This is a genomic window from Aurantimonas marianensis (genome assembly GCF_024195285.1).
GTDB classification, from domain to species: domain Bacteria; phylum Pseudomonadota; class Alphaproteobacteria; order Rhizobiales; family Rhizobiaceae; genus Aurantimonas; species Aurantimonas marianensis.
The window spans coordinates 1-22375 of sequence record NZ_JALHBS010000001.1 but is presented as its reverse complement, the minus strand read 5'-3'; the positions used below and the strand labels follow the sequence as shown (position 1 = coordinate 22375).

Below are 22375 nucleotides of genomic sequence, written 5' to 3'. Positions count from 1 at the left end.
CTCCGAGACGGGACGCAAGTCGGTGCGGCGCTTCGCCACCGCCCTCGTAGCTCATCGCGACAGTGCGATCCGCCTCGCATAGAGATCGGACGTCCTTTGCGTCATCGGACGCGATCTGCTACCCGTCGCCCGGCCTTACGTTTACGTCAATCACTCGCGAGATGCGCTCATGGCCCTTCCCCCGATCCTCGACGGCCGGCTCAAACTCCCGGTGATCGCGGCGCCGCTGTTCATCATCTCGCATCCGCCGCTGGTGATCGCCCAAGCCAAGGCGGGCGTCGTCGGCTCGTTTCCGGCGCTCAACGCGCGGCCGGCGGAGCAGCTCGACGAATGGCTATGCGAGATCGAGGAAGCTTTGGCCGCCCACGACCGGGATCATCCCGAGCGGCCGGCGGCGCCCTTCGCGGTCAACCAGATCGTCCACAAGTCCAACACGAGGCTGGAGCACGATCTGGCGGCCTGCGTGAAGCACAAGGTGCCGATCGTCATCACCTCGCTCGGGGCCCGTCCCGAACTCAACGACGCCGTGCATTCCTATGGCGGCATCGTCTTGCACGACATCATCAACGACCGCTTCGCCCGCAAGGCGATCGAAAAGGGCGCCGACGGCCTGATCGCCGTCGCGGCCGGCGCCGGCGGCCATGCCGGCACGCTGTCGCCCTTCGCGCTGGTCCAGGAAATCCGCGAATGGTTCGACGGGCCGCTGTTCCTGTCCGGCGCGATCGCCAATGGCCGGGCGGTGCTGGCGGCCGAAGCGATGGGCGCCGACGGGGCCTATGTCGGCTCGGCCTTCATCGCCACCGACGAGGCGCGCGCGGCCGAGGACTACAAGAACGGCATCGTGACGGGCCGCGCCGGCGACATCATCTACACCAACCTCTTCACCGGCGTTCACGGCAATTATCTGCGCGCTTCGATCGAAGCGTCGGGCCTCGATCCGGACAATCTGCCGGAGAGCGACGCAACGCTGATGGATTTCGGCGGCGCCAGCGCCAAGCCAAAAGCCTGGAAGGAAATCTGGGGCTCGGGCCAGGGCATCGGCGCGGTGCGGTCCGTCGGCCCGGCCGCCGCGCTGGTCGGCCGCCTGGCCGAGGAATACGCGGCGGCCAAACGCCAGATCTGCGGCTGACCGGATGCTTGGCGCCTGCCGCCGCGAAGCGCGGCGCTCCGCGACGATCCTGCACTTCCCTTGGGCCCATTGCCGTCACCGGTCGCGCCGACGCGGAACCGTGCCGCGCTGATTGCGGCTTGAACCCGGCCGCGTTTAAGGCTATCAGGACGCCGTCCGTGGGTGATCCGCCCGCCGGCCAAGGCCGCTTTAGCTCAGTTGGTAGAGCACGTCATTCGTAATGACGGGGTCAGGTGTTCGAGTCACCTAAGCGGCACCACTTCCACGAAATTTCGACCGTCATGGCTCAGGCTCGCGCGTTGCAGACGGGTTGTCGTCCAGCGCATAGGCCGATGATGCGCTCCCAATTGATGGAAATGCTCGGATCGCTGTTCAGGCGCAATTCGTCTGCTACAACTGCGTTCAGCTACGCCGGGAGATACTTTGAGCGACATCAAACTTTTTCGCACGACCGGCATATCGGTGACCGAGCTTCGCGGCAGCGCGGTCGCGTTGGAAAAGTCGCTGCAAACTCTCATCGAACGGAACATGGAGGCTTTTCTCGGCGTCCGATTTCTTGCGTCCGAGTTTATCACCACGAACGGCGGGAGAATGGATTCTCTCGGCATCGATGAGAACGGCTCACCGGTCATTATCGAGTATAAGCGAGCCAGCAATGAGAATGTCATCAACCAAGGGCTTTTTTACCTCGACTGGCTCATGGATCATCGGCGCGACTTCGAATGGTTGGTGCTCGAACGCTACGGGGAGGATCAGGCGAAGGCAGTGGAGTGGGGCTCGCCTCGGCTGATCTGCATCGCCGGCGACTTCACCAAGTATGATGCGCACGCAGTCAACCAGATGAACCGCAACATTGAACTCGTTCGCTACCGACGCTTTGGGGACGAGCTGTTGTTGTTCGAGTTGCTGACCTCGACGACCGAGCGCCCGGCACGGGAAATTACCAGCGAAAGTGATGGACCGGGGGAATCCGTTTCCAACCGCCCGCGCTCTCGTCAAAAGACCATTACCCAATATCTCGCCGATGCCGACCAAGGGCTGCTCGATCTTTATGAGGCGATCAAGGCGTATCTATTGGCGCTCGGCGACGACGTGCAGCTAAAAACTCTCGACAACTACGTTGCCTTCCGTCGGCTCAAGAATTTCGCCTGCGTCGAAGTGAAACCGCAGATTCGACACGTCAAAGTGTTCGTAAAGGTCAATCCGGACAGTTTGCAACTCGAACCGGGCTTTACGCGCGACGTGCGCAACATCGGCCACTTCGGAACCGGTGACCTTGAAATCATTATCACCGATGGCGCGACGTTAGACAAAGCCAAGCCGTTGATGGATCGCAGCTATGACGGAGCTTAATTGTAGCCATCCACTCGCCGAGCCCTTTTCCGACGCGCACCCTCGAGCAATGTCTTTCAGATCCGATGCCGTGCGGCAGGCCGCATTCTTGATCGAGCCTGCCTAGGAACGGCGAGCGCCGGGACGGGGCGAAAGCGTTGAGAGCGAAAAGGACCATCTATGGAAGAAGGGCTTACCCAGTTACTGCACTGGACGACACGAAGCATCGAGGTTGTCGGCATTATTGTCATCGTGATCGGTACGATCGTCGCGACCGTGACGTTCCTGCGCGACCGCACCGCAGGCAATGTTTCCGACAGCTTTCACCGTTTTCGGTCCGGGCTCGGCCGCGCTATCCTGCTTGGGCTGGAATTCCTCGTTGCGGCCGACATCATCAACACGGTCGCCATCGAGCCAACAATGGAAAGCGTCCTGGTGTTGGGCGGAATCGTCCTGATCCGCACATTCCTCAGCTTTTCGCTGGAAGTCGAGATCGAAGGGCGCTGGCCCTGGCGCCGGGCGCAGGCGCCCCGGCATCCAAACTGACGTCCCACGCGACGCGCCCTCCACAGGGGCTCGAACACCAGGTCATGCGACAGCGTTGGACGGCGACCAACGCCCGTCATCCATGCTAGACAGCCCCATGACACCCACCAACCATGATTTCGACTGCCAGGCCTGCGGAGCCTGCTGCTCCTATTCGCCGGAATGGCCGCGGTTTTCGACCGAGGTCGATGCCGATCTCGACAGGATTCCCGAAAAATTTGTCGCCGCCGATCTCAGCGGCATGCGCTGCGATGGCGCCCGCTGTTCGGCGCTTGTCGGCTACGTCGGCATCGCCACTGCCTGCGCGGTCTACGCGCTGCGGCCCGAGGTTTGCCGCGCCTGCGTTCCGGGCGGAGACGACTGCCTGATGGCGCGGCGAGGCCTCGGGCTTGACGGCGTTGTCGCGTCGGCGAGCGCCGCACCGACCCGGACAGCGTCGGAACGAGGATAGTGGCGTCAGCCAGGTAGGGACGATCGCCTGTTCGAATGGCCGGTCCGCCCGGCGCAGGGGGTCAGCGGCGTCGACCCGCTCCTAAGAGCGGACGTCCTTGGCCACCGGCGCGCTCTCGGCTACGGCCGGAAATGGCGGCGCCGCCCTTCTCGCCCGTCCGAACCGGGACGGTTCGCGGCCGAACAACTCCGCGGAAAACGGCTCCGGGGTCCACAGCGCCCTGCGCAGGATCTCCGCCTCGTGCCGTTCGGCATCGACGCGGTTCCACCGCGGCTGCGCTTTCACCAGCACGGGCCGCGGCGGATTAAGCTTGGCGAACTCCCGGTTGGCCTCCGCCCAATGCTCGTGCTCGCGGCCGCTCGGACGACCCTCGCGTTCCCATATCTCGTAGGCGAGCCTGCGGATCGCCTCGGCATTATCCAGCTTCACCATCGTCCCGTCTCCGATGTGAGTTCGGCAGATATATAGGGCGGCAGGAACCGGCCGTAAGGACGCGTGATTAAACGAAATGCGCAGCCGGGAAACGGCTGCGGCGTGCCCACCGCTTGTGCCCGCGAGACTCGACGCCGGCCCTGCCCACATCATCACGCCTGATCCGGCTCCAGGTCAATGGGTAATCCGGATGCAGTCCGTTCGCGATCAGCCGCCGAGGCGCGACGCCAGCAGCGCCACGACAACAACCGCCGTCCACATCGCGATGGCCGCCCACAGCATGGTCATTTCGGCACTCTTGTAACTCATACCTCTGACCCCCTCCCCGGCCCCGATCGGTGCCGGCGAAACGCCGTATCTTCGCCTTACTTAGAGCCGGGGCGGGTGTTGTCGAAAGTCGAAATTGGCCGGCGGCTAACGATCACCTCGTCGTCGCAAGCGCGCGCACTGATGCCAGGACGGTCGGGACGGCGTCGATGCGATCGACAAGCGCATCGGCGCCAAGCTCTTCCGGCGCGATCGCCGTGTAGCCGCCGCGCACCGCGATGACGGTCATCCTCGCCGCCACCGCCGCCTCGACGTCGTTCTCGCTGTCGCCGACGAAGACGACATCCGCGACGCCGAGACCGAGCCGCTCGCAGGCCAGCAGCAGGAGGCCGGGCGCCGGCTTCTTGTCGGGCCCGGCGTCGCCGCCGACGACCACATCGAGAAGCTCCAGCAGGCCGAAATGCGCCAGGATCTCGCGCGTCGCCGCTTCCGGCTTGTTGGTGACGACGCCGATCGGCACGCCGGCCTCCTTGAAGGCTCGCGTCGCCTCGCTAGCCCCGGCGGTCAGCGTCGTCAGTTCGGTCGCGCGCGGCTCGTAGATCGCGATGAACCGCTCTGCCGCCTTGTCGCGGGTCGCCGGATCGATCTGTTTGCCGAGCGCGGCATAGGCCCGCTCGATCAGCTTCGGCACGCCGCCGCCGATCATGCGTGTCACCGCCTCCAGGGTGAAGGGCGGCTCGCCATAGCTCGCCAACGTCTGGTTGAGCGCGGCATGGATGTCGGGCGCCGAATCGACCAGCGTTCCGTCGAGATCGAACAGGACCGCTTTCGGCCAATCGGAACCGGTCATCAGGCGGCGTCCTTCCATTTGATCGAACAGCCGATCGAGGGAACCTGTTCAGTGGGACCTTCACCGGTCTCGGCGATCTGCTTCATGGCGTTGAACAGATCGCGCTCGGTATCGTCGGGCGCCGCCTGCTTGCGTGAGGCGTCGATGCGGCCGCGATATTGCAGGCCGAGATCGCCGTCGAATCCAAAGAAATCCGGCGTGCAGACTGCGCCATAGGCCCGCGCCACGCTCTGGTCCTCATCATGGAGATAGGCGAACGGAAAGCCGTGCTCTTCGGCGAAGCGCTTCATGTTCTCGAAGGAATCCTCCGGATAGGCGGAGGCATCGTTCGACGAGATGGCGACCGTACCGATGCCGAGCTCCGCGAGATCCTTGGCGTCGCGCACCAGCCGGTCGATCACTGCTTTCACATAGGGGCAGTGATTGCAGATGAAGGCGACCAGGAGGCCGTTCGGACCCTTGTGGTCGAAGATCCGGTGGGCATTGCCGTCGACGCCGGGCAGTTCCGCGTCCACCGCCTTCCAGCCGAAATCGCAGATCGGGGGTTGTGCCGCCATGGTGAGACTCCTCCTCGCTCAAGTACCGTCCTTCGATTAAGGGCAAACCGCACGAAAATCGAGCTGGGGGGCGACAGGCTTCTCAAATCGCCGACAGCCCGCCATCGACGGGCAGCACCGTCCCGGTCATGAAACCGTTGGCGGGATCGGCAGCGAAGAGCACGGCAGCGACCACCTCCTCGACTTCGGCGAGGCGGCGCATCGGGATGCCGCGCACGATGCGCTTTTCGTCTTCCGAATCGGCGTCCGCGTCGTCGCCGAGCACCATCGCGGTGCGGGCGAAGGACGGGCAGACGGCGTTGACCCTGATGCCGCGCCGGGCGGTCTCGGCGGCGGCCGAACGGGTCAGGCCGACGACGCCGTGCTTGGCGGCGGCATAGACCGACAGGAGCGGCGCGCCCTTCAGCCCGGCGACCGAGGCGACATTGACGATGGTGCCGCCCCTGCCCTCGCGTGCAAACCGGGCTTCCATCGCGGCCAATTGGTGCTTCATGGCATAGAAGACGCCCATCAGGTCGATCGCGATCACCCGTTCCGCCTCGGCGGCGTCGATGGCCGAGAGACGCTCGTAGGCGTGGACGACGCCGGCATTGTTGATGGCGATGTCGAGCTTGCCGAAGCGCGCGATCGCGGTTTCGACCAGGGTTTTCGCCGTCGCCTCGCGCGAGACGTCGCCGGCAAGCGTCGCGATCTCGGTATCCGGAATATCCTTGGCGGCGGCTTCAAGCGCCGCTTCATCGAGATCGGTCAGGAGCAGTTTTGCCCCTTCGGCGGCAAACGCCCTGGCGATGGAACGCCCGAAACCGCCGGCCGCGCCGGAGACGAGCACGCTCAGGCCTTCGAACCGGCGCATCCGATCAGCCCTCGTCCCGGATGAGCTCGACGGCGAGGCTTGCGATCACCGGGACGCTGCGGCCGTAGGATTTCGCCTTTTGCGGGTTGGAGGCGTTGCCCTGGGTATAGCGCTTGAAGACGCCTTGCAGAATCGCCGCCAGACGGAAGAACGAGAAGGCGAGATAGAACGGCCAGTTGTCGATGCCCTTGAGACCGCGCCGCTCGCAATAGCGGGCGACATATTGCGCTTCGGTCGGGATGCCCAGCGACGGCCGGTCGGCATCGCCGAGCCCCTTGAACGCGCCGACATGCGGCAGCCGCCACTGCATGCACTGATAGGCGAGATCGGCGAGCGGATGGCCGAGGGTCGAGAGCTCCCAGTCGAGGATCGCGAGAATCTCCGGTTTGTCCTTGTGAAACATGATGTTGTCGAGCCGGTAGTCGCCATGCACGAGGCCGGCCGCGCCGTCGTCCTTCGGCAAGTTCTCCTCCAGCCAGGCGGACAGGGTGTCCATGTCCTCGATCTCATCGGTCTTGGACTGGCGATACTGCTCCGACCAGCGCGACAATTGCCGGCCGAAATAATTGCCAGGCCGGCCGAAATCCGCCAGCCCCACGGCCTCGACATCGACCGAATGCAATGCGGCGAGGGCCGCGTTCATCGCGTCGTAGATGGCGCCGCGTTCGTCGTCGGTGTCGATCTCGGGAAGCATCGGATCCCAAAAGATCCGACCGTCGAGATATTCCATGACGAAGAAGGTGCGTCCCAGCGGGGAATCGGCCCGGTCGGCCAGATGCAGCATCTTCGGCACCGGCACCGCGGTCCCGGCGAGCGCCCTCATCACCTTGAATTCCCGATCCACCTGATGGGCGGATTTCAGGAGTTCCCCGGGCGGCTTGGCGCGGAGCACATAGGTGCCGCTTGTCGCGTCGAGACGAAAGGTCGGGTTCGACTGGCCGGCCTGGAACTTGACGACCTGCTCGAGGCCCGCGAAGCCTTCGATATGATCCTCAAGATAGCTGCCGAGCGCCGCTTCGTCGATGGTCTGATCGTCCGCTTCCTCGCTCATAACCGGCCGCTCACAGGACTTCGAACAGGCCGGCCGCGCCCATGCCGCCGCCGACGCACATGGTCACCACGACCCAGCGCACACCCCGACGCTTGCCTTCGATCAGCGCATGGCCTGTCATCCGGGCGCCGGACATGCCATAGGGATGGCCGATCGAGATCGCGCCGCCGTCGACATTGAGGATTTCATTGGGAATACCGAGCGTGTCGCGACAGTAGAGCGCCTGGCTGGCGAAGGCCTCGTTCAACTCCCAAAGGCCGATGTCGCCGACCTTGAGGCCGTTCTTCTCCAGGAGCTTCGGCACGGCGAAGACCGGCCCGATGCCCATCTCGTCCGGGTCGCAGCCGGCGACCGCGATGCCGGCATAGCGGCCCAAGGGGTGAAGACCGCGCTTTTCGGCGTCTCTGGCCTCCATCAGCACCGCGGCCGAGGCGCCGTCGGAAAGCTGCGACGCATTGCCGGCGGTAATGAATTGGCCTTCCTTGACCTCCTGCCCGCCCTTGAAGACCGGTTGCAGCTTCTGAAGATCGGCAAGCGTCGTCTGCGGACGGTTGCCCTCGTCCCGGTCGAGCGTCATCTCCCGGTCCGAGATTTCACCGGTTTCCCTGTCCTTGACCTTCATCGTGGCCGTCATCGGCACGATCTCGTCGTCGAAACGCCCGGCGGCCTGGGCTTCGGCTGTCCGCTGCTGCGACTGCAGGGCGAATTCGTCCTGCGCCTCGCGGGAGACCCCATAACGCGCGGCGACGATCTCGGCGGTCTCCAGCATCGACATGTAAAGATCCGGCCGGTGTTCGCGCAGCCAGGGGTCGACGCCGCGAAACAGGTTCATCTTGTCGTTCTGGACCAGCGAGACCGATTCCAGCCCGCCGCCGACGGCGACGGTCATGTTGTCGAGAACGATCTGCTTCGCCGCGACGGCGATCCCCATCAGGCCGGACGCGCATTGCCGGTCCAGCGACATGCCGGCAACGCTTGTCGGCAGTCCGGCGCGGAGCGCGCATTGGCGGGCGATGTTGGTGCCGGTCGAGCCCTGCTGCAAAGCGGCGCCCATCACCACATCCTCGATCTCGGCGGGATCGACGCCGGCCCGCTCGACCGCGTGGCGGATGGCATGCGCGCCGAGGGCCTGCGCCTGCGTGTCGTTGAAGGCGCCACGATAGGCTTTGCCGATCGGCGTACGCGCCGTCGAGACGATGACCGCTTCTCTCATGGCGGGGCCCTTTCTTTTCAACTATCGTTCGGTTGCGGGCTGAAATCAGTCCGCCGGCGGCTCCAGCACGGCGAGCGTGATCCAGTGGGCGGTCAGCGCCGGCTTGGTCGCGCCCTCGATCTCGACCGTCGCGTCCCACGCGGTCTGGAGGCTCACGGCGCGCTCGGTCAGCCCGATCATCTTGAAACGGCCGCGCACGCGTTGTCCTGCTTTCACCGGATTGAGAAAGCGGACGCGCTCGAAGCCGTAATTGATGCCCATCTTCGTCGTCTCGACGCCCGGCAGCGCATCATAGGCGAGCGGCGACAACAGCGACAGTGTCAGGAAGCCATGGGCGATCGTCCCGCCGAACGGCGTCTCGGCCCTGGCGCGCTCGGGATCGACATGGATGAACTGGTGATCGTGGGTCGCCGTCGCGAAAGTGTCGATCATCGCCTGATCGACGGTGACCCAGTCGGAGACGAACGCCTCACCGTCGAGATGCGCGCGATAGGCATCGAGCGGCACGAGGCGCGCCCTGAGCGCCGCTTCGGTTGCGGCGACCGAGTCCAGTCCCATCAGCCCTCCTGGAACAGTTCGTGTCCGGTTTCGACCCCGATGCCGCCATCGAGCGGCAGGATCGCGCCCGTGGTATATGCACCGCCGCGCCCGCAAAGAAACAGCGCGGCCCCCGCTATATCGTCGGGCGAGCCGATCCGGCCCATGGGAACGCCGCGCCCGACCGCCGCGGCCTTTTCGTCGGTGCCGGTGGCAAACGCCGTCATCCTGGACTGGAAAGGCCCTGGCGCGAAGGCGTTGACGGTGATGTGCCGCCCGGCGAACTCCTTGGCGAGACACCGCGTCAGATGATGCACCGCCGCCTTGGACGCGGCGTAGGAATAGACGTTCTCGCTGAGCGGCGCCGCGCCCATCACCGAGCCCAGATTGATGATCCGGGCCGGATCGTCGGCGCTCGCGGATTTTTCCAGCAAAGGCAGGAGCTGCTGAGTCACGGTGAACAGGCCCGCGACATTGACCCCCAGCACCTTCTGCCAGGCATCGTAGGGAAATTCCTCCAGGGGCGCGCCCCAGGACACGCCGGCATTGTTGAACAGGATCTCCAGCCGGTCGGTGCGCTCCCGGACTGCGGCGGCAAGCGCCTTGACGCCCGCCTCGCTCGACACGTCGCCGGCAAATCCCTCGACCGTGCCGGGATGCCCCTCCGCGTTGATCTCGGCGGCGGTCGCCTCGCAAGCCTCGGCCTTGCGCGAGGCGATCAGGACCCGCGCCCCGGCGCCGGCCAGCGCGGTCGCGATCATCCGCCCGATGCCGGTGGCCCCACCCGTCACCAGCGCGGTCTTGCCGTTCAACGCGAACAGGCGGTCCAGAATCGGCGTCGTCATCGGCATTCCTCTCCTGTCGACCGGCCGCGCGCCGAGCCCCTGCAAGGGACTTTCAACGCTCGCAATTGACATCATACCCAAGAGTATGTCCAGTGGCGAGGCGATGGTCAGTGAAAAACACGACGCCGACGACGGCAAGCAGGAACAGGATACGCGTAGGCCTCCCGGCGCTTCCTCGCGTTCGCGCCGCGACCGCGACTTTTCCGCCGCGCGCGGCAGTGCGGCGGAGTGCGACGGGACACTTGCGGCGCTTCTGGCTGCGGCCGCACGCGCCTTTGGCGAAAAGGGGCTCGCCGCGACGTCTATCGACGATATCGCGCGACGCATGGGGGCCACCAAGGGCCTCGTCTACCATTATTACCGTTCCAAGAACGACCTGTTCTTCGACGTCTGCCAGCACGGCATGGCGCTCGACTTCGCCGCGATCGAACCCCACGCCGCCTCACGGGACCGCGCCATCACTCGGCTGCGCGCCATGGCCGAGGCCCATGTGCTCACGATGATGGAGCGCATCGATTTCCAGCACGTCATCCTGCAGGGTGTCTCGCAGCACGTGAACGGCCCGTCGACACCCGAGGATCGCGCGACGCTAGAGCGGCTCATCGCCGAGCGTGACCGCTACGAGATGCTGTTCCGATGCGTCATCGCCGATGCCGAACGAGAAGGCGATCTCGGTGCCGTCCGCGATGCGTCGATCGCCGGCAAGGCGTTTCTTTCGGTGATCAATTCACCGGTCTTCTGGTATCGCGAGCGCGACGGCGAGACCGCCAGCGACCGGCGGGCCATCGCCCGTGATCTTGCCCTTTTCGCCCTGCGCGGCGCCGGCGCGGACAGCGCCGTTCTTGAGGAGGAGTTCGACCAATGAACAATATGGCCCTCGGCATGACCGAACGTCTGAAGCCGATCCATGCGGCCGTCCGCGACATGATCCGCGACGAGATCGCCCCGGCGAGCGAGGAATTTCTCGCCGAAGTTTCGAAGGGCGAGCGCTGGGTCTATACCGACCGCCAGCGGGATATTCTCGAGGGTCTCAAGGCCAAGGCGAAAAGCCGTGGCCTGTGGAACTTCTGGCTGACCGATTCCGAGCGCGGCTCCGGCCTGACGATCGTCGAATACGCCTATCTCGCCGAGGAGATGGGCAAGACGCATCTCGGCGCGGAGACCTTCAACTGCTCGGCGCCGGACACCGGCAACATGGAGGTATTCGAGCGCTATTGCACGCCGGAGCAGCAGAAGCCCTGGCTGCAACCGCTGCTCGACGGCGAAATCCGCTCCGCCTATCTGATGACCGAGCCGGACGTCGCGTCGTCGGATGCCACCAACATCGCCATGTCCTGCGTCGCCGATGGCGACGATTACGTGCTCAACGGCGAGAAATGGTGGGCGACGGGCGCCGGCGACCCGCGCTGCAAGATCTATATCGTGATGGTCAAGACCGGCGGCGACGACCAACCCAAGCACCAGCGCCATTCGATGATTCTGGTGCCCGCCGACACGCCGGGCGTCGAGGTCATGCGGGCGCTGACGGTCTATGGCGAGGACGACGCCCCGCACGGCCACATGCACATCCGATTCACCGACGTTCGGGTGCCGAAGGCGAACCTGATTCTCGGCGAGGGCCGCGGCTTCGAGATCGCCCAGGGGCGCCTCGGACCCGGCCGTATCCACCATTGCATGCGCGCGATCGGCCACGCCGAGGCGGCGCTGGAGCTGATGTGCAAGCGGGCGATGCGGCGTGAGGCCTTCGGCAAGAAGCTGGCCCAGCTGGGTGCCAATTTCGACATCATCGCCGAATGCCGCATGGATATCGAAATGGCGCGGCTGCTGTGCCTCAAGGCAGCCTGGATGATGGACCAGGGCGACGCCAAGGCCGCCGCGCCGTGGATCAGCCAGATCAAGGTCGTGGCGCCGAACATGGCGCTGAAGGTCGTCGACGAGGCGGTGCAGATGCATGGCGGCGGCGGCATCAGCCAGGACGTGCCGCTGGCACGCATGTGGACGCATCTCAGGACGCTGCGGCTCGCCGACGGGCCGGACGCCGTGCATCGCCGTCAGGTGGCGCGCTGGGAGCTCAGGAAGCACACGCAGGAGAAGGTGTGAGCGGCTGCCTCTCGCGCGCTCCGTGGCGGCAGGCTTATGCCGCTTCGGTCAGAATTGTGGGAGAAAGGTGGCGGCTCGCCTCCATGACCTCCATGCCGACGATGCGGCCGTCGGTGTCGTAATCGAGAACGACGCCGTCCGAGACTTCCTCGCTCTCGATGACGGGCTCCGGCGAAAAGCGGATATAGGCGGCATCCGATTCGCGGTCGTAGTGGACAGTTGGTCTCATAGCCGGCGCGCCCTTCGATCGAAGAATGCGGTTAATATGCGGATTTTGTCTGGAGATTCCACCAGAGCGACGCGAAGTACACGATTCCCGTGCTCGGGAATCCGAAGAAAGCGCCGTTCGACGCCCTCCCGGCGCGGGTCAGGGATCGTCCACTCAGCTTCACGAATGGTCCGTTCGATCCAAGTGACGTCAAGTTCCCGTTCTCTGAGTGCTTCAACCGCGTGCCGTGAGTATTCGAGTCGCTTCATCGTTGCCGCTCCGATCGTACCCTTGCACCGGGGTTGAGACTGCCGGATCAGTATGGATACGGAAACATGCAGAATGCAGGGGCGACGGCATGTTTGTCGGTTGACCGAATAAGAAATGAAAGAGCCCGCTTCATGAAAGCCATTGTCTGCGAGAGCTACGGTCCGATCGAAAACCTTGCCTACAAGGACATCGACGACCCCGCGCCCACCGGCAGCCAGGTCGTCGTCCAGCCGGAGGCGATCGGCGTCAACTATCCGGACGGTCTGCTGGTCCAGGGTCTCTATCAGGCCAAGCCGGACCTGCCCTTCGTTCCGGGCATGGAGGCGGCGGGTGAGATCGTGGCGGTTGGGCCGGACGCCCAGCGATTCAAGCTCGGCGACCGGGTTGTCGCCTATATTCAGAACGGCGCCTATGCCGAGCGCGTCCTGGTCGAGGAGGCCGCCTGCACGGCGCTTCCACGCGAACTGGACGCCGGCGTGGCCTGCGCGCTCGTCTGCGGCTACGGCACGGCGCACCACGCGCTGAAACAGCGCGCGACCCTGCGGCCCGGCGAGACGCTGCTGGTTCTCGGCGCCGCCGGCGCGACCGGGCTTGCGGCGGTTCAGATCGGCAACGCGATGGGGGCAAGGGTCATCGCCGTCGCCTCCTCCGAGGACAAGCGAGCGCTCGCCGTGTCCGAGGGCGCCGAGATTGCCATCGGCTATGACGACCTGCGCGGCGACATCAAGCGGCTGACCGATGGCAAGGGTGTCGACGTCGCCTTCGATCCGGTCGGCGGCGAAGCCTTCGACGCGGTATCCCGATCGATGGCGTGGAACGGCCGCCTCCTCGTCATCGGCTTCGCGTCGGGCACGATCCCGCAATTTCCGGTGAACCTTGCCCTGGTCAAAGGCTACAGCGTCGTCGGCGTGTTCTGGGGCGCCTTCACCCGCAAGGAGCCGGAGGTCTTTGCCGACAACATGCGCGAACTGATGGCGTGGGCGACAAGCGGACAAATCGAGCCGCACGTATCGGAGCGCGCGCCGCTCGCCGACGCCGCCGACGTCCTCAAGCGCATCCACGCCCGGCAGACGACCGGCAAGATCGTCCTCGTTCCATAGACTGAAACATTTCCGCCGCCGGGGCGGCGGTCACGTCTCAGGACACCGGAGCCGCGCCGGAAAGCGTCGGGCTGGAGACCGATCCCGCCTCCTCGCCGAGGCGAACGAAGACCCAGTCGGTCAGCATCGCGCCCATCCACATACCGATCAGCGCCGTCCAGGCGGTAATCGCGAGGATGGAACCGCCGGTGACGCCGGCGCCGACCGCGCAACCGCCCGCCAGCATCGCGCCGAAGCCCATCAGCACCGCGCCGAAGATATAACGCGGCATGGTGTGCCCGCCGTCGAAATTCTCGATCTTGAGCTCGCCGGTCAGCAACGCGGCGGTGAACGAGCCGAGGAAGACGCCCGGCATGATGCCGATGGCGAAATCGACCGCGTGGTCGGGCCAATTCAGGGTGAGCATGAGGAGGTCGGCGGACGGGCCGGAAAAGGTCAGCGATTCCGTCGGCACGATCCCGAACGCGGTCTGCGAGGCGGCGTAGGTGAACAGCCAGCCGGCCGGGATGGCGAGGCCCACGCCGAGCGCGCCGATCCAGATTTGTGATCTAACCCGCTTGTGGAGCGCCACGACGATGCCGGCGGCCAACCAGACGAGGCCGATACCGAGGCCGACCTCGTTCCCACCGCCGAGCCAGGCGAGAATGTCGCGGTCCGGACCGCCGTCGATCAGCCACCAGCCCGACAGTTCGCTGCGCAGGGGCGCCAGCACGCCGCGATAGGCGGCCTGGGCGGACACCGCGAAAACCAGGCCCGATAGCAGCGCGCGCAGATTGCCGGTGGCCGAAAGCACGAGCAGCCGGGTGGCGCAGCCGCGCGAAGCGATCATCCCGACACCGAACAGGAGACCGCCGATCGCCGCGCCGGACATGCTGCCGGTGACCGCCAGCATCCGGCTTTGCGAGACATCCAGCCAACCCGCCAGAATCGCGGCCTGCACGCCGACCAGCGCCGCCGAAAAACCCAGCAGCCAGACGACGAGTTTGGCGCCGGGTTCACGGCGGCGGAATTCGATCACCGCCGAACGCAGGCAAAAGCGGCTGCGCTGGGCGAAGGCGCCGAACATGAAGCCGATGACGACACCGCCCGCCACCAGCACGTTCGTCTCGCCAAACCGGTCCATCAATGAGGCGAGGTCCATCCTCTGCCCTCCATTCGTCATTCCAAACGATACATTTGGATATTTGAATGAATTTGGCGTCCGCGCCTTGATCTACGTCAAGTGGTGGCGAAGGCTTGGCCCCGGCGTTCGCGAGGACGGGATTGCCGGCGCGTCGTCGACCGCAGGGAACAGGCCGACGCGTCGCATCTTTCCGGCGCGCTCTTCGCGAGACGGTGGCGGAAAACAGTCTGACGGGATGTTTTAGGCGAACAGCTCGAACTCGCCACCGGGGTCGGACGGCCGGGCCAGGCCATTGACCGCCTGACGCGATATCGCCAGTCGGTGCTTCAGATCGCCGAGACGGACCGTCTCCAGCGCCGATTGCAGGGCGACCTCGTATTCGGCCGGTGCGTGATCGCCGGCCACAGCGAGAAACGTCGCGAGATTTTCGAGCGTCTGCTGGGTGCGATCGATACTCTGCACGGCACGCACGTAGGGCGCGTCCTGCCGCGGATGGTCGGTGCAGATCAGATCGTGCATCGCTTCGGTCATCTCCGCCAAAGCGTTCAGCTCGTCGGAAAGGATTTTCAGCAGATCGGGCAGGGGGCTCGTGGTCATGACGCTACGCTTTGTTTGTTGAAATCGACGCTCGGTGGATCGCGAAGGATTTGTCCGCGCTGGCTCATGGTCGTGTCAGAACAGTTCGACTTCCCCGATCGCCTGGGGCTTCCTGATCGGCGGCGCAACCTTGATGGGCGGCATTACGGCTTTCTCGAAGAAGATCTGTCGGGCCCGCCCCGTATGAGGCCAGTATTCGATGCGCCGGCCCGTCGTCCCGCCCAGACTGCCGCCCAGATAGGTGATGTTCTCCATCTGCAGAAAACGCTCCGCGAAGGCGGCGTTCTTGGAGCCGACTTCGGACAGGCCGTCCATCGCCCGCGCGCCGCCGAACAGCTTCGCCTCGAGATGCCCCCGCCGCGCGCCACGCTGCAGCAGTCCGTTGATCAACAGCTCCATCAGATAAAGACCGAAGCTTTCCGCCCGCGCGCCCTCCTGACCGCTGCTTCCCGGCAGCAGAAAGTGATTCATCCCACCGACACCGGCACCCGGATCCCGGATGCAGGCGGCGACACAAGAGCCCAGAAGCGTGGTCAGGATCGTATCCGGACCTTCGTCGACCTTGGCTTCGCCTTGCATGACATGGACGCGTCGTCCTTCGCTTCTCCCTGTCATTACTGCAGACGTCCGACGACGGCTTCCATCGTCTTCTTGAGCACGGGCACGGTAATGGGCTTCGCCAGGAAATTGTTCACGCCGAGCTGCGCGGCCTTTTGCACCAGCTCCCGGTCGCCCGCGCCGGTGAGGATAATGAACGGCGTCTTCTTCGTGGGCGCATGGGAACGCACGGCCTTCAGGAGCTGAATACCGTCGAGCTTCGGCATGTTGAAGTCAGAGATGATGATATGGCAGGGCGCCGTCATCATTGTCCGCAGCGCCTCCTCACCATCGACGGCGAAGACGATATTCTTGATGCCAAGTTGTTCCAGCGCATCGCGAATGAGCATGCGGCTCGTTCTGTGATCGTCGACGATCAGAACCTTGAGTTTATCTACAATGCCCATGGCGTTGTTCCTTTCGACCGCATTACAAGCGAATTTGATGAATCTATCCTCAATTTCGCTGCGTTTTTTGTGGGGATTTCGCTTGGCGAGCGGTTCATACGAAGATCTCCCGCGCCACACGCGACAGCGGCAACCGCTTCTGCGCGGCGCCGATCTCGTGGGCGACGCGCGGCATGCCGTAGACGAGCGAGGTTTCCTCGTCCTGAGCGAGCGTGCGGGACCCTGCCTTCCGCATTTGCAGAAGCCCCTGGGCGCCGTCCCGGCCCATCCCGGTGAGAATCACGCCGGTCGATCGGTCCTTGAAATGCTTCGCGATCGAGGCGAACAGCACATCGACCGACGGCCGGTGTCCGCAGACCGGCTCGTCCGCCACCAGCGCGATGGTCGGTTGGGTTCCCTTTCGCAGCATCATATGACGGCTGCCACCTGGAGCGAGGTAGACGTGACCCTGGCGAATCGCTTCCCCGTCCTTGGCCTCGCTGACATGTGCCGGACAGGTCCGGTTGAGCCGGGCCGCAAAGGAGGCGGTGAAGGCGGCTGGGAGATGCTGGACGATCAGCGTCGGGGGGCAATCGGCGGGGAATTCGGCGAGCACCTGCATCAACGCCTCGACGCCGCCCGTCGACGAACCGATGCCAATGAGATCCGGGCCGGATTGGGAACGCGCCAAAGTTTGAGCCGTGCCGTTGACGCGGTGCTCGACGGCGGCCATGCGTCGCTTGACGAGGCCGGCCTTGGCGTGATTGGCCTCCTTGACCAGGTCCGGCAGGATGTCGAAGGTGTTGCTGCCGGCGCCAGGCTTGGCGATGCAGTCGAAAGCGCCGAGTTCCAGCGCCTCCAGCGTGACGGCGGCTCCCGGCGCGGTCAGATTCGAGACCATGATCACCGGCGTCGGGCGCAACGTCATGATCTTCTGCAGGAATTCGATGCCGTTCATGTTCGGCATCTCGACGTCCAGAGTGACGACGTCCGGATCGAGCGACTTCATCTTCTTGCGTGCTTCAAAGGGATCGGACGCCTCGCCGACCACCTCGATACCCGGATCGCTATTCAGCGCGTGGCGAATAAGCGCGCGCATCGTCAAGGAATCGTCGACCACTAGGACTCTTGCAGGGGACATGCTCACGATTTCCTCTCGCTCGGGACGCGGCCGGCTGACGAATGGCCAGGCATCGGCGCGCCATCGCTCTCGCCTATGCGATGCGCGCCACCATGATGAGTCCCTGGAAGGGGGAGACGGGATCTATGCATCGCTCTGCCCTCAACCCGTCTTGCGATAGGACGTGTTGGTGTCATAGGTCATCACCTTGGTCGCAGCTCCCGCCAGCCGTTCGGAGTGGCCGACATAGAGAAACCCGCCCGGCTGGATGCGCTCGGCGAAGCGGCTCCATACACGTTCCCGCGTCTGCTGATCGAAATAGATCGTGACGTTGCGGCAGAAGATCGCGTCGAACCTTCCTTTCATCGGCCACTGGCCGATCAGGTTCAATTCGCGGAACGCCACCAGATCACGCATGGCGTCGACCACCTCGAACGCCATTTCGTTGATCCCGCCGGATGAGGGCGCGCCGCTATCGGGACTCGCCGACCGAAACCAGCGGCGACGCATATCGGCCGGTACGGCTTCCAGTTCGCTTGACGCGTAGACCCCCGCCCGTCCGGTGGCCACGACATTGGGGTCGATATCGGAAGCAAGGATGCGGATATCGTGATCGGCCGCATCCGGCATGAGCGACAGCAGCGTCATCGCGATCGAATAGGGCTCGTGTCCGGTGGAGCATCCCGCCGACCACACGCGCACGCGCCCACCGCCCTTGGCGGCGCTCAGCAGCGGCGGAAGGAAGTGCTCCCGCAGGTGATCGAAATGATGCTTTTCGCGAAAGAACTGCGTGACGTTCGTCGTCAGCGAGGCGAGCATGGTCATGCGCTCGCTCGCGCCACCCGCGTCGCTGACCATTTCACAGTAATCTTTGAAGCTGCGCATGCCCAGACTGCGCAGCCGCTTCGACAGCCGCGAATAGACCAGCGTGGCCTTGGACGTCGTCAGATGGATGCCGGCGTCCTTGTAGAGCATGTCCGCGATCTTCAGGAAGTCGGCTTCCGTCATCGCGAACTCGCCGGCGACGATCGAAGCGGACGCGGAGCCTCGCGGCCTTACGGCCTTCTCTTGCTGTCTATCAAGACTCACAGCGTGTTACTCCCTGGCCAGCCGTAGGTGTCCGACGCTATTGCGCCGGCCCAGACGGGGCAGCACCCGATTGCGATCCTCCCTGCGGAGGGATTATAGTAGCCCTAGCTCACGCCGCGGCTTGAAGCTGTGGCAAGACATTGTCTGTTGCGATCAGCGAGATCATCCGCCCTTCGATCGCCATGACGCCCCTGACGAACTGCTTCGCCAGTTCCGAAGCGATATCTGGCGTCGGCTGCAGCGCGTCGTCCGTGACCGTCAGGATATCGGAGACGGCGTCGACGAGCAGGCCGAATAGCTGGTGCTCGGCGCGCACCACGATGATGACGCTGCGTGCGCTGGCCTCGGTCCTGGCAAAGCCCAGCCGTGCGGCGAGATCGACGATCGGCAGCACCGCGCCGCGCAGATTGATCACGCCATTGACATAGGAGGGCGCATGGGGGAGCGGCGTTGCCGCCGTCCAGCCGCGAATCTCGCGCACCGACATGATGTCGACGCAGAATTCCTGTTCACCGATCCGGAAGGCGATCAGCTCGCGGCCGTTCCCCTCGCCCTTGTTGTCGTTCTCGGCCGGATTGCCAATTTGGTTCGTCATCGATTTCACTCCGCTGCCTGCTGAAGTCCGTTGCTGTGAATACCGTCGGTGCGCGACGTGGCCACGATCACGTCGACATCGAGAATGAGAGCGACGCGCCCATCGCCGAGGATTGTCGCGGCGGCGATGCCCGGCACGCGGCGATAGTTCGCTTCGAGGCTCTTGATGACGACCTGGCGCTGCCCCTGGATCGCATCCACCAGAAGCGCCGAGCGGGTGCCGTTCTCGGCCTCCACGAGGATCGCGACACCGGTCGTGGCATTGGTCGGTGTCGACGTATAGGCCAGTTCGCGGGCCACATCGACGAGCGGCAGGAAGGCGTCGCGCACCTTGATCAACCGCGCATCGCCGCCGAAGCCCTTCACCTCTTCCGGCTTCGGCTGCAGCGTCTCGATGATCGCCGTCAGGGGCACGACCGCCGTCTGGTCTCCGACCGTCACGATCATTCCGTCCAGCACCGCCAGCGTCAGCGGCAGACTCATGGTGAAGGTGGAACCCTTACCCGGCTTGGAGGTGATCGATACCCGCCCGCCCAGCGCCTGGATCGAGCGTTTCACCACATCCATGCCGACGCCGCGGCCCGACAACTCGGAGATCTCGCTCGCCGTCGAAAAGCCCGGCATGAAGATGAGGTTGTCGATCTCCTCGTCCGAAAGATTGGCCTCCGCCGGAACCAGACCCTTGGAGACGGCGATTTCGCGCACTTTCGGGCGGTTGATACCGGCTCCATCATCGGTGATTTCGATGACGATGCGGCCCGAGCGGTGCATCGCCGCGACCTTGACCGTGCCTTCCTCCGGCTTGCCGGCCGCCAGTCGCGCATCGGGCTTTTCCAACCCGTGGTCGATGGCGTTGCGGAGCATGTGCGTCAGGGGATCGGCCAGCCGCTCGATCACGGTCTTGTCGACCTCGGTCCACTCCTCGCGGGCCAGTCGCGGCAGACGCTGGAACACCGATTTCACCGGCTGCGCGCGGATCGCCATGACGCTGTCCTGGATCTCCCGGGTCAGCTGTTCGAGTTCGTCAAGGCCGACGGCGACCTCCGAGGCGCGGGCAAGCCCCGCCTGATAGGTTCTCTGGGAGAGCATGACCTGATGGATGACGAGTTCGCCAACCAGATCGATCAGCCGGTCGACGCGTTCGAGGTCGACGCGGATCGTCTGCGTGGGGCTGCCACCGACATTGGCGGATTTGGCCTCGTTCGCATCGACCTTCGCCGGTTTCTCCACCGGCGCTTCGGCGGAGGCTTCCGGGCCGCCGGCCGGCTTCGTCGATTCGGCCGGCGTCGGGGCCGGCTGCTCAGCCGTCGCCGGCTTGGGCGGTTTCGGCTTGCCTGCCTTGCCGGCTTTGGCGGCCGGGGCGGGGTCGGCAGCCGCATCGCCCGCCACTTCGCCGCGCAGGCTGGCCAGGAGGTCGGCCAGGTCCGAATCGACGTTGACGGGGGCGTCCGCCGATCCGTCGGAATCCAGGATTCGCTCGATCGACAGGTCGCAATCGTCCTCGACGAATTCGAAGACCTCGCGAATCTTCTCTTCGCTCTCAGCCGTCGTCAGATCGACGGTAAAGGTGAAATAGGCCCCCTCGGGATCGAGATCGGACAAGAGCGGGATTTCGCTCGTGTCGCACTGGACGTTACCCTCACCCAGTTCCAGCAGGTCCCGAAGGACGCGAACGCTGTCGTTCGCCTTGGCATAAAGGGCGGCGTGCGGACGGAAGGTGATCCGATAGGCTTGATCGCCATCGCCCCCGATCAGCTCGTCGAGGTCGACGGCAATGGGAACGAACCCGAAGTCGTCCTCCTCGCCAACGGCGGTGTCTTCCGCCTCTGCCTCTGGCGCCTCCGCGGCAGCTTCCGCCGGGCTCTCGCCCTTGGCGGCCGCCACCAGATCCTTCAGTTCGGCCGCCAGGCCCTCGTTGCGGGACGCATCGGCGGTACCGCCGTCACGGGCGACCGTCACCAGATCGGCCAGGGCATCGGCGGCCCGCAGCATGACCTTGACCACGACATCGCTTGCTTCCAGCCGGTCCGAGCGCAGTTCGTCCAGCGTCGTCTCGAAGATGTGGGCGAACCGGACGAGGTCATCCAGGCTGAAGGCGCCGGCCCCACCCTTGATCGAGTGCACGGCGCGGAAAACGGCGTTGACCGTGTCGGAGTCCGCCTCGCCATTCTCGATCGCGAGCAGACCCGCTTCGAGTTCGGCAAGCTGCTCGGCGCATTCCTCGAAAAAGGTCTGCCGGATTTCAGCCATCGCATCCATTGTGCTACCCTATTCTCGCCTTCGAACCGGAAAGTCGGGCCCTTGGTACGGCCTCAAGCTTGCCAGGCGCTTTCCGAATGATGATTACGCCGCGACGCGGTTGATCGCGTCGAGCAGTTTGACCGGATCGAACGGCTTGACGATCCAGCCGGTCGCTCCGGCGAGGCGTGCACGCTGTTTCTTTTCCGCGTCGCTTTCGGTGGTCAGGACAAGGATCGGAATCGCCCGGCGACTGGGATCGACACGCACTTCCTCGATGAACTGAAACCCGTCTTTGCGCGGCATGTTGATGTCGGTGATGATGACGTCGGGCTCGACCTCCATCCCCTGCAAGACCTCGATGCCGTGGGCGCCGTCCTCGGCCTGGACCACGACGAAGCCGGACGATGTCAGCGTCGCTCGCAGCATCTCGCGCATGGTTCGCGAATCGTCGATCGTCAGAATTGTCCTGCTCATGCCGCGATGTCCTTTTGGCTGAAGGTTTCGGAAAGACCGAGAAGGTCGAGTCCGGAGCGGAACGTCTCCGACGGTTCGACGATGGTGAATGCGACCTCGTCCGCGTGCCACGTCGCCGCGGCCGAATGAAGAATCTGGATGCACTGCGCGCCCACCTTCTCCACGCCGGCGGCGTCGACCGTGACCGGCTTGCCCCGCAGCGTCAGGAGTTGGTCGAAGAGCGGACCAGCCGCCTTCAGATCGAGGATGCCAGCGAGTTCAACCGCAGCCACCGCACGTGTTGCTTTCTTCGCCATCAGAACTCTTCCCAGCTATCGGCGTTGGTCTGTTCGGCCTGGGCGGCGCCGCCGCGGCCGGTGGTCTTCATCTGCGCCACGCCGCGCGAGGGGGCGGCGGGACGGCTGGTTTTGGTC

Annotated in this window: 27 protein-coding genes and 1 tRNA gene; 8 read left to right on the top strand and 20 right to left on the bottom strand. The window is 64.8% G+C overall.

What is annotated here, in order from left to right; all coding sequences use genetic code 11:
• Positions 1 to 169 precede the first annotated feature (169 nt).
• The 5 genes from MJ956_RS00135 to MJ956_RS00115 all read left to right on the top strand — a co-directional run bounded on the left by MJ956_RS00135 (position 170) and on the right by MJ956_RS00115 (position 3458).
• Positions 170 to 1129, top strand: coding sequence for an NAD(P)H-dependent flavin oxidoreductase (locus MJ956_RS00135; protein ID WP_253962452.1), 960 nt, complete (start codon positions 170 to 172; stop codon positions 1127 to 1129).
• A 183-nt stretch (positions 1130 to 1312) separates the two neighbouring features.
• Positions 1313 to 1388: transfer RNA gene (locus MJ956_RS00130), tRNA-Thr, on the top strand.
• A gap of 164 nt (positions 1389 to 1552) precedes the next feature.
• Positions 1553 to 2482 carry a DUF5655 domain-containing protein gene (locus MJ956_RS00125; protein ID WP_253962451.1) on the top strand — a complete coding sequence of 310 codons (930 nt, stop codon included), beginning with the start codon at positions 1553 to 1555 and terminating at the stop codon, positions 2480 to 2482.
• Positions 2483 to 2641: 159 nt separating this feature from the next.
• Complete coding sequence (locus MJ956_RS00120; RefSeq protein ID WP_253962450.1) at positions 2642 to 3007, top strand: DUF1622 domain-containing protein; 366 nt, start codon at positions 2642 to 2644, stop codon at positions 3005 to 3007.
• Between the two features lie 97 nt (positions 3008 to 3104).
• Positions 3105 to 3458, top strand: a complete 354-nt coding sequence (locus MJ956_RS00115) for a YkgJ family cysteine cluster protein (RefSeq protein WP_253962449.1) — start codon at positions 3105 to 3107, stop codon at positions 3456 to 3458.
• Positions 3459 to 3539: 81 nt separating this feature from the next.
• On the opposite strand, the gene MJ956_RS00110 is transcribed toward MJ956_RS00115, so the two are convergent.
• The 8 genes from MJ956_RS00110 to MJ956_RS00075 form a co-directional block, all read right to left on the bottom strand.
• Positions 3540 to 3890, bottom strand: a complete 351-nt coding sequence (locus MJ956_RS00110; protein ID WP_253962448.1) for a DUF2934 domain-containing protein — start codon at positions 3888 to 3890, stop codon at positions 3540 to 3542.
• A 421-nt stretch (positions 3891 to 4311) separates the two neighbouring features.
• Positions 4312 to 5007 carry a phosphoglycolate phosphatase gene (gph, locus tag MJ956_RS00105; protein ID WP_253962447.1) on the bottom strand — a complete coding sequence of 232 codons (696 nt, stop codon included), beginning with the start codon at positions 5005 to 5007 and terminating at the stop codon, positions 4312 to 4314.
• Positions 5007 to 5564, bottom strand: a complete 558-nt coding sequence (locus MJ956_RS00100; protein WP_253962446.1) for a thioredoxin family protein — start codon at positions 5562 to 5564, stop codon at positions 5007 to 5009. Before MJ956_RS00100 ends, gph begins: the two co-directional genes overlap by 1 nt.
• An 82-nt stretch (positions 5565 to 5646) precedes the next feature.
• Positions 5647 to 6417: an SDR family NAD(P)-dependent oxidoreductase gene (locus tag MJ956_RS00095; RefSeq protein WP_253962445.1), complete on the bottom strand. Its 771-nt coding sequence runs from the start codon at positions 6415 to 6417 to the stop codon at positions 5647 to 5649.
• A 4-nt stretch (positions 6418 to 6421) separates the two neighbouring features.
• Entirely contained in the window at positions 6422 to 7468 is a 1047-nt protein-coding gene (locus MJ956_RS00090; protein WP_253962444.1) for a phosphotransferase family protein, read from the bottom strand.
• A gap of 10 nt (positions 7469 to 7478) precedes the next feature.
• Positions 7479 to 8681: an acetyl-CoA C-acyltransferase gene (locus tag MJ956_RS00085; protein ID WP_253962443.1), complete on the bottom strand. Its 1203-nt coding sequence runs from the start codon at positions 8679 to 8681 to the stop codon at positions 7479 to 7481.
• Positions 8682 to 8726: 45 nt separating this feature from the next.
• Entirely contained in the window at positions 8727 to 9239 is a 513-nt protein-coding gene (locus MJ956_RS00080; RefSeq protein ID WP_253962442.1) for a MaoC family dehydratase, read from the bottom strand.
• On the bottom strand, positions 9239 to 10063 hold the full coding sequence (locus MJ956_RS00075; RefSeq protein WP_279327031.1) for an SDR family oxidoreductase: 825 nt from the start codon (positions 10061 to 10063) through the stop codon (positions 9239 to 9241). Before MJ956_RS00075 ends, MJ956_RS00080 begins: the two co-directional genes overlap by 1 nt.
• A 103-nt stretch (positions 10064 to 10166) precedes the next feature.
• On the opposite strand from MJ956_RS00075, the gene MJ956_RS00070 reads away from it, so the two are divergent.
• Both MJ956_RS00070 and MJ956_RS00065 read left to right on the top strand, forming a co-directional pair.
• Positions 10167 to 10928 carry a TetR/AcrR family transcriptional regulator gene (locus MJ956_RS00070; RefSeq protein ID WP_253962441.1) on the top strand — a complete coding sequence of 254 codons (762 nt, stop codon included), beginning with the start codon at positions 10167 to 10169 and terminating at the stop codon, positions 10926 to 10928.
• The gene (locus MJ956_RS00065) at positions 10925 to 12163 is read left to right on the top strand and encodes an acyl-CoA dehydrogenase family protein (protein ID WP_253962440.1); all 1239 of its coding nucleotides are present in this window, start codon (positions 10925 to 10927) and stop codon (positions 12161 to 12163) included. The genes MJ956_RS00070 and MJ956_RS00065 overlap by 4 nt, the downstream gene beginning before the upstream one ends.
• A 34-nt stretch (positions 12164 to 12197) precedes the next feature.
• Here the strand turns inward: MJ956_RS00065 and MJ956_RS00060 are convergent, their stop codons facing one another.
• Both MJ956_RS00060 and MJ956_RS18955 read right to left on the bottom strand, forming a co-directional pair.
• Positions 12198 to 12392: a DUF2283 domain-containing protein gene (locus tag MJ956_RS00060; protein ID WP_206453198.1), complete on the bottom strand. Its 195-nt coding sequence runs from the start codon at positions 12390 to 12392 to the stop codon at positions 12198 to 12200.
• Positions 12389 to 12640 (bottom strand): DUF4258 domain-containing protein, encoded by a 252-nt coding sequence (locus MJ956_RS18955; RefSeq protein ID WP_206453199.1) that lies wholly within the window; start codon positions 12638 to 12640, stop codon positions 12389 to 12391. Before MJ956_RS18955 ends, MJ956_RS00060 begins: the two co-directional genes overlap by 4 nt.
• Before the next feature lie 132 nt (positions 12641 to 12772).
• Here MJ956_RS18955 and MJ956_RS00055 point away from each other — a divergent pair, with 132 nt between their 5' ends.
• Entirely contained in the window at positions 12773 to 13741 is a 969-nt protein-coding gene (locus tag MJ956_RS00055) for an NADPH:quinone oxidoreductase family protein (RefSeq protein WP_253962439.1), read from the top strand.
• A gap of 37 nt (positions 13742 to 13778) precedes the next feature.
• On the opposite strand, the gene MJ956_RS00050 is transcribed toward MJ956_RS00055, so the two are convergent.
• The 10 genes from MJ956_RS00050 to MJ956_RS00005 all read right to left on the bottom strand — a co-directional run bounded on the left by MJ956_RS00050 (position 13779) and on the right by MJ956_RS00005 (position 22258).
• A complete protein-coding gene (locus MJ956_RS00050) occupies positions 13779 to 14882 on the bottom strand; it encodes a YeeE/YedE family protein (RefSeq protein ID WP_253962438.1) in 1104 nt (367 codons plus the stop codon).
• Between the two features lie 222 nt (positions 14883 to 15104).
• Positions 15105 to 15461, bottom strand: coding sequence for a hypothetical protein (locus MJ956_RS00045; RefSeq protein ID WP_253962437.1), 357 nt, complete (start codon positions 15459 to 15461; stop codon positions 15105 to 15107).
• 75 nt (positions 15462 to 15536) lie between these two features.
• Positions 15537 to 16076: a chemotaxis protein CheD gene (locus tag MJ956_RS00040; RefSeq protein WP_253962436.1), complete on the bottom strand. Its 540-nt coding sequence runs from the start codon at positions 16074 to 16076 to the stop codon at positions 15537 to 15539.
• The gene (locus MJ956_RS00035; RefSeq protein WP_253962435.1) at positions 16076 to 16465 is read right to left on the bottom strand and encodes a response regulator; all 390 of its coding nucleotides are present in this window, start codon (positions 16463 to 16465) and stop codon (positions 16076 to 16078) included. Before MJ956_RS00035 ends, MJ956_RS00040 begins: the two co-directional genes overlap by 1 nt.
• 94 nt (positions 16466 to 16559) lie before the next feature.
• Positions 16560 to 17585 (bottom strand): protein-glutamate methylesterase/protein-glutamine glutaminase, encoded by a 1026-nt coding sequence (locus MJ956_RS00030; RefSeq protein ID WP_253962434.1) that lies wholly within the window; start codon positions 17583 to 17585, stop codon positions 16560 to 16562.
• A 141-nt stretch (positions 17586 to 17726) separates the two neighbouring features.
• Positions 17727 to 18572: a CheR family methyltransferase gene (locus MJ956_RS00025; RefSeq protein ID WP_253962433.1), complete on the bottom strand. Its 846-nt coding sequence runs from the start codon at positions 18570 to 18572 to the stop codon at positions 17727 to 17729.
• 190 nt (positions 18573 to 18762) lie between these two features.
• The gene (locus tag MJ956_RS00020) at positions 18763 to 19248 is read right to left on the bottom strand and encodes a chemotaxis protein CheW (RefSeq protein ID WP_253962432.1); all 486 of its coding nucleotides are present in this window, start codon (positions 19246 to 19248) and stop codon (positions 18763 to 18765) included.
• A 5-nt stretch (positions 19249 to 19253) separates the two neighbouring features.
• Positions 19254 to 21506, bottom strand: coding sequence for a chemotaxis protein CheA (locus tag MJ956_RS00015; RefSeq protein ID WP_253962431.1), 2253 nt, complete (start codon positions 21504 to 21506; stop codon positions 19254 to 19256).
• An 84-nt stretch (positions 21507 to 21590) separates the two neighbouring features.
• Entirely contained in the window at positions 21591 to 21962 is a 372-nt protein-coding gene (locus MJ956_RS00010; RefSeq protein ID WP_253962430.1) for a response regulator, read from the bottom strand.
• Positions 21959 to 22258, bottom strand: coding sequence for an STAS domain-containing protein (locus MJ956_RS00005; RefSeq protein ID WP_253962429.1), 300 nt, complete (start codon positions 22256 to 22258; stop codon positions 21959 to 21961). The genes MJ956_RS00010 and MJ956_RS00005 overlap by 4 nt, the downstream gene beginning before the upstream one ends.
• Positions 22259 to 22375: the final 117 nt, after the last annotated feature.

Excerpts from the sequence above, each read along its gene's own strand:
- MJ956_RS00135 (WP_253962452.1), top strand. The coding sequence starts at position 170 with ATGGCCCTTCCCCCGATCCTCGACGGCCGGCTCAAACTCCCGGTGATC.
- MJ956_RS00120 (WP_253962450.1), top strand. The coding sequence starts at position 2,642 with ATGGAAGAAGGGCTTACCCAGTTACTGCACTGGACGACACGAAGCATC.
- MJ956_RS00115 (WP_253962449.1), top strand. The coding sequence starts at position 3,105 with ATGACACCCACCAACCATGATTTCGACTGCCAGGCCTGCGGAGCCTGC.
- MJ956_RS00110 (WP_253962448.1), bottom strand. The coding sequence starts at position 3,890 with ATGGTGAAGCTGGATAATGCCGAGGCGATCCGCAGGCTCGCCTACGAG.
- gph (WP_253962447.1), bottom strand. The coding sequence starts at position 5,007 with ATGACCGGTTCCGATTGGCCGAAAGCGGTCCTGTTCGATCTCGACGGA.
- MJ956_RS00100 (WP_253962446.1), bottom strand. The coding sequence starts at position 5,564 with ATGGCGGCACAACCCCCGATCTGCGATTTCGGCTGGAAGGCGGTGGAC.
- MJ956_RS00095 (WP_253962445.1), bottom strand. The coding sequence starts at position 6,417 with ATGCGCCGGTTCGAAGGCCTGAGCGTGCTCGTCTCCGGCGCGGCCGGC.
- MJ956_RS00090 (WP_253962444.1), bottom strand. The coding sequence starts at position 7,468 with ATGAGCGAGGAAGCGGACGATCAGACCATCGACGAAGCGGCGCTCGGC.
- MJ956_RS00085 (WP_253962443.1), bottom strand. The coding sequence starts at position 8,681 with ATGAGAGAAGCGGTCATCGTCTCGACGGCGCGTACGCCGATCGGCAAA.
- MJ956_RS00080 (WP_253962442.1), bottom strand. The coding sequence starts at position 9,239 with ATGGGACTGGACTCGGTCGCCGCAACCGAAGCGGCGCTCAGGGCGCGC.
- MJ956_RS00075 (WP_279327031.1), bottom strand. The coding sequence starts at position 10,063 with ATGACGACGCCGATTCTGGACCGCCTGTTCGCGTTGAACGGCAAGACC.
- MJ956_RS00070 (WP_253962441.1), top strand. The coding sequence starts at position 10,167 with ATGGTCAGTGAAAAACACGACGCCGACGACGGCAAGCAGGAACAGGAT.
- MJ956_RS00065 (WP_253962440.1), top strand. The coding sequence starts at position 10,925 with ATGAACAATATGGCCCTCGGCATGACCGAACGTCTGAAGCCGATCCAT.
- MJ956_RS00060 (WP_206453198.1), bottom strand. The coding sequence starts at position 12,392 with ATGAGACCAACTGTCCACTACGACCGCGAATCGGATGCCGCCTATATC.
- MJ956_RS18955 (WP_206453199.1), bottom strand. The coding sequence starts at position 12,640 with ATGAAGCGACTCGAATACTCACGGCACGCGGTTGAAGCACTCAGAGAA.
- MJ956_RS00055 (WP_253962439.1), top strand. The coding sequence starts at position 12,773 with ATGAAAGCCATTGTCTGCGAGAGCTACGGTCCGATCGAAAACCTTGCC.
- MJ956_RS00050 (WP_253962438.1), bottom strand. The coding sequence starts at position 14,882 with ATGGACCTCGCCTCATTGATGGACCGGTTTGGCGAGACGAACGTGCTG.
- MJ956_RS00045 (WP_253962437.1), bottom strand. The coding sequence starts at position 15,461 with ATGACCACGAGCCCCCTGCCCGATCTGCTGAAAATCCTTTCCGACGAG.
- MJ956_RS00040 (WP_253962436.1), bottom strand. The coding sequence starts at position 16,076 with ATGACAGGGAGAAGCGAAGGACGACGCGTCCATGTCATGCAAGGCGAA.
- MJ956_RS00035 (WP_253962435.1), bottom strand. The coding sequence starts at position 16,465 with ATGGGCATTGTAGATAAACTCAAGGTTCTGATCGTCGACGATCACAGA.
- MJ956_RS00030 (WP_253962434.1), bottom strand. The coding sequence starts at position 17,585 with ATGTCCCCTGCAAGAGTCCTAGTGGTCGACGATTCCTTGACGATGCGC.
- MJ956_RS00025 (WP_253962433.1), bottom strand. The coding sequence starts at position 18,572 with ATGACGGAAGCCGACTTCCTGAAGATCGCGGACATGCTCTACAAGGAC.
- MJ956_RS00020 (WP_253962432.1), bottom strand. The coding sequence starts at position 19,248 with ATGACGAACCAAATTGGCAATCCGGCCGAGAACGACAACAAGGGCGAG.
- MJ956_RS00015 (WP_253962431.1), bottom strand. The coding sequence starts at position 21,506 with ATGGATGCGATGGCTGAAATCCGGCAGACCTTTTTCGAGGAATGCGCC.
- MJ956_RS00010 (WP_253962430.1), bottom strand. The coding sequence starts at position 21,962 with ATGAGCAGGACAATTCTGACGATCGACGATTCGCGAACCATGCGCGAG.
- MJ956_RS00005 (WP_253962429.1), bottom strand. The coding sequence starts at position 22,258 with ATGGCGAAGAAAGCAACACGTGCGGTGGCTGCGGTTGAACTCGCTGGC.